General features: G+C 40.5%; 5 protein-coding genes and 2 pseudogenes. 6 read left to right on the top strand and 1 reads right to left on the bottom strand.

Annotation, left to right across the window (positions count from 1 at the left end; all coding sequences use genetic code 11):
* Positions 1 to 158 precede the first annotated feature (158 nt).
* From QZ359_RS06030 to QZ359_RS06005, 6 genes and pseudogenes are all read left to right on the top strand, one after another.
* Positions 159 to 410, top strand: a pseudogene (locus tag QZ359_RS06030) (IS30 family transposase); the annotation flags it as partial.
* A 574-nt stretch (positions 411 to 984) separates the two neighbouring features.
* Positions 985 to 1,605 (top strand): CadD family cadmium resistance transporter, encoded by a 621-nt coding sequence (locus QZ359_RS06025; protein ID WP_045611205.1) that lies wholly within the window; start codon positions 985 to 987, stop codon positions 1,603 to 1,605.
* A gap of 234 nt (positions 1,606 to 1,839) precedes the next feature.
* Positions 1,840 to 2,886 carry an iron ABC transporter permease gene (locus QZ359_RS06020; RefSeq protein WP_293964015.1) on the top strand — a complete coding sequence of 349 codons (1,047 nt, stop codon included), beginning with the start codon at positions 1,840 to 1,842 and terminating at the stop codon, positions 2,884 to 2,886.
* 1 nt (position 2,887) lies between these two features.
* A complete protein-coding gene (locus QZ359_RS06015; protein WP_125431803.1) occupies positions 2,888 to 3,643 on the top strand; it encodes an ABC transporter ATP-binding protein in 756 nt (251 codons plus the stop codon).
* 19 nt (positions 3,644 to 3,662) lie between these two features.
* Positions 3,663 to 4,673 carry an ABC transporter substrate-binding protein gene (locus QZ359_RS06010; RefSeq protein ID WP_101785875.1) on the top strand — a complete coding sequence of 337 codons (1,011 nt, stop codon included), beginning with the start codon at positions 3,663 to 3,665 and terminating at the stop codon, positions 4,671 to 4,673.
* On the top strand, positions 4,654 to 5,346 hold the full coding sequence (locus QZ359_RS06005) for an alpha/beta hydrolase-fold protein (RefSeq protein ID WP_293964010.1): 693 nt from the start codon (positions 4,654 to 4,656) through the stop codon (positions 5,344 to 5,346). The genes QZ359_RS06010 and QZ359_RS06005 overlap by 20 nt, the downstream gene beginning before the upstream one ends.
* A 43-nt stretch (positions 5,347 to 5,389) precedes the next feature.
* Here QZ359_RS06005 and QZ359_RS06000 read toward each other — a convergent pair.
* Positions 5,390 to 5,608: pseudogene (locus QZ359_RS06000) on the bottom strand (1-acyl-sn-glycerol-3-phosphate acyltransferase); the annotation flags it as partial.

Here is a 5,608-nt window from a genome sequence, read left to right as displayed (position 1 = left end):
CTTTCTTTTCAGTTATGTACATTGTTTAATTGGTTTTTATTTGTGATTCTTAGGAAGTAGTTCCTATGAAATCATATTACAGTGGTTATTTTTTGATATAATAATTCTTAAAACTTAGGAGGCAACAGATGATACACAAACATGAAATTCCAATTTTAGAGTTTGCCTGCTATCCTCTGGTGGAGAACTTAGGAATTCCCTTTTTCTTTGAGGACGCCTATTCTTCCTGGCAGAGAGGAAGCAATGAAAACTCAAATTGCTTACTAAGAGAATATTTCCCAAAGAAAACAGATTTAGCCGCTATTTCTGATGAGGCTTTGAAAAAGGCCTTATATGACATCAATCACCGACCACGAAAGTGTTTAGCTTACAGAAATGCTTGTGAAGCCCTAGAGGATGAGTTCAAGTAAATGTTGCACTTATTCTTACAATTTATCTTTTACTAAAAATTTTGTACAATCTTCGCCTTGTCGCCTAGTCTATAAACGATTTATCCAGCAAGAATTATGATGCTAAGGGCGTAAGAAATCCGTATGAAAATAGGGAAACGACACAGTGTTCGATGAACACAAGGAGTTCCATTTTTTTCACTAGGATTTTAGCCCGAGCTCAAATCAGCTCTCTGATTTTCAGAGGGCTTTTTTATTGAGGTTTTATCGGTCGCAATTTTGGAGACTACAAAAACCTCAAATGGTATCATCTAATTACACCATAAAGGTGCGTAGCTACTCGGCTTGAAAAGCCGAGTAGCTGTCTGCAAGCCCCCTCGGAGAGCCCACACTTTACGAAGTAAAGTATAGTATGTTATACTTTACATGGAAGTAGTCACCGAATTCCAGTTAGAAATTACTTTGTAACTACGTTTTGAGGAGGAGTAAAATGCTTTCCTATGTTCGACATTACCCACTAGCGATAGCTAAATTAATGTGTCTGTGCTCTCCTAAAATCTGCTGATTTATTACTGACCAATACAGGAGGTTTTTTATGGGACAGACAATCATATCTGCTATTGGTGTTTATATTTCCACCAGTATCGATTATTTAATTATTTTATTTATTTTATTTGCACAGCTATCACAGAATAAACAAAAATGGCATATTTATGCGGGGCAATATCTAGGCACAGGCTTACTTGTAGGGGCGAGTTTAGTTGCTGCTTATGTCGTTAATTTCGTGCCTGAAGAATGGATGGTTGGATTGCTTGGTTTAATCCCTATCTATTTAGGGATTCGCTTTGCAATTGTTGGAGAAGGTGAGGAAGAAGAGGAAGAAGAGGAAGAAATTATTGAAAGATTAGAACAAAGCAAGGCAAATCAACTGTTTTGGACAGTTACATTGCTAACAATTGCGTCTGGCGGAGATAATTTAGGTATCTATATACCTTATTTTGCTTCGTTAGATTGGTCACAGACCCTCGTGGCGTTGCTTGTGTTTGTAATCGGCATAATTATCTTATGCGAGATTAGTCGGGTGTTATCCTCTATTCCGTTAATATTCGAGACAATTGAAAAATACGAGCGAATCATTGTGCCCTTAGTATTCATTCTACTTGGACTATATATCATGTATGAAAATGGCACGATAGAGACTTTTCTGATCGTGTAGATTTTTTTGTTTCGCTAGGATTTTAGCCCGAGCTCAAATCAGCTCTCTGACTTCAGAGGGCTTTTTGCGTTGGCACCTTACCTCGATATACTCAAGTATTATCTTTACTTACGGTTCCTAGCACTATAAAACCAACTATATTCATTTGTTCTCATCTTGTTCCATTGTTGAAAATATGGTATACTTTTCATGAGAATTTTCTAAATTTTTAAGATTCTATCAAAGGAGGTTTGCATGCTTTCCAAATTTTCTGGAAGCCGACAAGACCAGCAATTTGTGTTACTTTTAGGTATTTTGCTAGGTGTTTTAGGGATTTCTCTCTTTCTAGCAGTTTCTATGGGATCTGTTGCGATTGATCTAGGAGCTACCTATCGGATTATTTTGAGCAGGTTGGGATTTCCTCTTGAGATAGGAGAGGTTTCCAAGTCTACTCTTGCCATTGTATGGAACATGAGATTCCCCCGAGTATTGTTAGGTCTGATAGTAGGGGCTGGTCTTTCTATGTGTGGTAGTGTGATGCAGTCTACAGTGAACAATCCCATCGCAGAGCCCTATGTCTTAGGAATATCTGCGGGTGCAACTCTAGGTGCAACCTTGAGCATCATTCTTGGTTTAAAAGTGATGATTAGCCTTGGAGCTTTTCTTGGAGCTATTTTAGCAACAATTGCTGTCCTCATCATTGCCTCTATGCAGGGAAGGATGACGACTTCTAGTCTGATTTTATCAGGAACGGTGGTCAACGCTCTCTTTCTGGCTTTTTCAAACTTTATTATCTCAGTCGGCGCTAATGCGGATAGTGTGATGACCATTAAGTTTTGGACCATGGGTTCGCTCGCTGGGACTACCTGGTCTGACTTAGTCCTGCCAACTATAGTAGTAGGAATGGCCTTTCTATTTTTCTCTACTCAGTATCGTGTTTTCAATGCGATGATGATGGGAGATGAGGCTGCTTTAACTTTGGGGATTCCCTTACGCTTTTATTGGTATCTTTATGTGACCATGGTGGCTGTGCTAACAGCAGTCTTAGTGGCAACCTGTGGGATTATTGGATTTGTCGGTCTGATTACTCCACATTTAGCTCGAGGGTTAGTAGGAACGAATTACAAGAGGCTTTTTCCTGTTGCAACCTTGCTGGGTGCCCTCTTTGTCATTTGGGCAGACGTACTCTCCCGTATCATCATTCCAAACGCAGAGCTTCCAATTGGTATTTTCACAGCCTTAGTAGGTGCTCCCTTCTTTATCTACATTGTTGGAGGTAGGCGAAGGGAGGTGAGGGTCTGATATGGACTTGATTTGTCAGGATATCCATTTTGGACTAGGAGAGAAAAAAATACTCAAAGGAGTCTCTCTTAAGGTTGAAGGGCATCAATTTCACACGATATTAGGGCCAAATGGAAGTGGAAAAACCAGCCTACTTAAACTCCTCTATCGTCAGGAAAAGGCGGACAAAGGCTTGATAAGCCTAGATGGAAAGCCTCTGGAACAATGGAGGCTCAAAGAAACAGCTAAGCAAATGGCAGTTGTCACCCAGTTTAATCAATTGCAGTTTGATTGTACAGTTGAAGAAATCGTCTTGCTGGGAAGAACTCCCCACCTCTCTTTTTTACAGAAGGAAAGGGAAAGAGATTATGCTCTCGTTCAAGATGCTCTTGTCAAGGTGGATATGCTTGAGAAGAAAACTCGTCTCTATTCGTCTCTGTCAGGGGGAGAGAAACAGCGAGTTTTACTAGCCCGCGCCTTGGCGCAAGAACCGACTCTCTTACTCCTAGACGAACCAACCAATCACCTGGATATCAAGTACCAGCTGGACTTATTGGCCATTGTGAAGGAGCTCAAGGTCAATGTTCTAGCTGTCTTGCATGATATTCAACTTGCTTGTCGCTATTCGGATTATCTCTATCTGATGAAAGAGGGAGAAATCCTTTACCAAGGGACTCCAAAGGAGACCATCACCCCTGAGTCATTGCAAACTGTATACGGAGTTCAAAGTCAGGTTACTTGGACCGAGGATCAGCAAGCTATGATTCACTATTTATAAGAATGAAAAGGAAAACAAGATGAAAAAAACACTCAGTATTTTACTTGTAACAGTAGCTACCCTAACCATGGCAGCTTGTGGCAATACTACTACAGAAAAAGCTACCACACAATCTAGCACAGAGACAAGTCAAAAGGCTAACGCAGAGACGACTTATCCGTTAACGGTTAAGACCTATGATGCTAAAGGAAATGAAGTCGAACAAGTCTTTGACAAGGCACCTGAAAAAGTGATCACCAACAATCTTTCAACCACTGAAATCTTATTGGAGTTGGGGTTGAAGGATAAAATTGTTGGTATGCTCAATCCAGACAATGCTGTGACGGACAAATACAAGGACGCGATTGCGACGATTCCTCAAATTGGGGATAAAAAAACAGTCTCACAAGAGACAGTCCTTTCTTATGAGCCAGACGCTGTGATGGGTCGAAACATGATGTTTTCTGAAAAATCCTTGGGGACAGTTAGCACTTGGAATGAAAACAAAATCCCAGTTTATACTCAAAAAGCTTCTCTCTCAACAATTCAGCAAGATTTGGGGAATATTGTAGAAGACGTTAAAAATCTTGGAATGATTTTTAATGTGCAGGACAAGGCTAATGAATACGCAGCCCAATTACAAGCTAAAATCGAGGCTGTTAAGAAAGGAAACCCAGCAAGTCAAGGTGAAAAGAAAAAGGCTTTGATTATGGTTGCTTATAATGATGAAACCTTCGGTGCCTACAAGTCTGCTTTGCAAGAAAGTTTGCTGAACCAACTTGGTTATACAAACGTTGCTACGGGTACATCAGGCTTGACCTTGGAAAATCTCGTGTCAATGGATCCTGAATTGATTATCTATGTAACCAGCGATCGCAATAAAAAATTGGATGAAAAAGCAGTAGAGTTGATGAAGGCAAATGCTGTTTTGGAAAGCGTTCCTGCTATTAAGAATCAAAAAATCATGACCATCTCTTACGATGAATTGATGGATTATGGTCCAGCAGTGATTGATTCCCTTGAGAAAATCAATGACTTTATCAATAAATAATGAGTTTGATTGGGAAGGAATCCAAGTCAAAATCAGCCTTCCCTCTAACTATGACCCCAATCAAACCTATCCGGCTATTTTATTGAATGATGGAAACTTGGACTTCCTATCGTCCCTTTCCGAATCTGTGATTTTAGTGGGCTTGACCTCTAAAAATCGCTTAGAAGACTACACTCCCTGGGCGACATTGGCTCTGAGAGATGGCGCTCCAGATTTTGGAGGTCAGGCCAACGTCTATCATGATCATTTATTTGGAGGTCTTTTAGACAAGTTGCAGTCGCTTTATCGCCTGGACGAAACTCGCCTTGCCTACGGAGGTTATTCCCTAGGTGGTTTGGTGGCAGTCTACAGTCTTTTCAGCTTTGACAAGGTTTCTTGTGTCTTTTCTATCTGCGGTTCCTTTTGGTATCCTGATTTTGTGACTTATTGCAAGGAAGAAAAGGTGAAAAATCTAGACTGTTTGCTGTATTTACAGAATGGTCAAACAGAAGGAGCACACCATACTAATCGCTTGGCTCAAGCACCAGCCTATGCTGAGCAGATCCATACCAGTCTTCAGAAATGCTATCCGAACGGTCAGTTTGTCTTTGATCCTTATGGACACCATGAACAAGTAGCTGAACGATTCCTAGCTTTTTCTAGGTGGTTGGCTCAAAAATGGAAAATCGAATAAAAGAATTATCCCTTGGCTTTTGCCAAGGGATTGTTGTATTTATTTAGCCAAGGTTTTCTCTCTTTTTATCTGGATTCCAGATGAAGCTTGCGATAAAGCTAAAGATGATGGTTAGGATAGCGAGGATAATGGCAAGGATTAGGGCAGGGATGCGGATAAGCCACCAGAGGGGGTTTGGTTTTTTATCATTATGCCATTGTTTGGTTTCTTGGTCCAGACGTTGAAATTCTGCTTGGATGCGATTGGCGACTGTTTCAATGCC

The sequence above is a fragment of the Streptococcus sp. genome (genome assembly GCF_019414905.1).
Lineage (GTDB): Bacteria > Bacillota > Bacilli > Lactobacillales > Streptococcaceae > Streptococcus.
Note: the sequence above shows the minus strand (reverse complement) of the source record. Positions and strands in the feature narration are given on the sequence as shown.